This window comes from Streptomyces sp. SID486, assembly GCF_009865385.1.
In the GTDB taxonomy this organism is placed as follows: Bacteria; Actinomycetota; Actinomycetes; order Streptomycetales; family Streptomycetaceae; genus Streptomyces.
In genome coordinates this window covers 1-767 of record NZ_WWJT01000024.1, presented here as the reverse complement: position 1 = coordinate 767, position 767 = coordinate 1, and the positions used below count along the sequence as shown (strand labels likewise).

Annotated in this window: 1 pseudogene; it reads right to left on the bottom strand. The window is 75.0% G+C overall.

Features of this window, described 5'->3' with window-relative positions:
• Positions 1-767, bottom strand: a pseudogene (locus tag GT045_RS01070) (virulence factor); the annotation flags it as partial.

The following is a 767-nucleotide window of genomic DNA, read 5'->3' as shown; positions in this document are numbered from 1 at the left end:
TCCTTGTTCGCCGCGTCGGCCTGCGACTTGGCGTCCTTCGCGTGCTGCTCCGCCTCGTCCGCCAGCTTCACCGCCGTCTTCGCCTCGGACGCGGCATGCTGCGAAGCCGTGATCGCGTCCGCGGCGGCGCTCGTGGCCGTCTTCACGGCCGCGTCCGCCTTCAGCTTGGCCGCCTGGGCGGCGTCAGCGTCGGAACGGGCCCGCTTGGCCGCGGCCTCGGCGCGGGTCGCCGCGGCGTCCGCGTCCGCCGCCGCCTGCGTGGCGGCATCGGCCTCCGTGCGGGCCCTGCCCGCCGCCGCTTCGGCGTCGTCGGCCGCCTTGTCCGCCTCGTTCGCCGCCACACGGGCCGCGTCGGCGGCGTCGCCGGAGTCGAGGGAGTCGGCGTATGCCTGCTTCGCGTCGGCCTTGGCGCGGGCCGCGTCCGCCTTCTGTTCGGCGTCCCACGCGTCGTTCCGCATTTCCTGGGCGTGGTCCTTGGCCTTGACCGCGTCGTCGCGCCGGTCTCCGGCGGTCTTCTCGGCGGCCTCGGCCCTGTCCTTGGCGTTCTTGGCCTTCGTCGCCTCGGACTCGGCGTTCTCGCGGTGCTCGGCGGCCTCGGCGCGGCTGGCGGCGGCGTTCTCCTTCTCCGCCTTGGCCGTCTTCTCCTCGGCTTCCGCCGCGAGCCGCTTGGCGTGCGCGTCGGCGGCGGCCGCCTTCGCGTCCGCCTCGGCCTTCACCGCGACGGCGAGCTTGGCCTCCGCGGTCTCCTTGTCCTTCTTGGCGTTGTC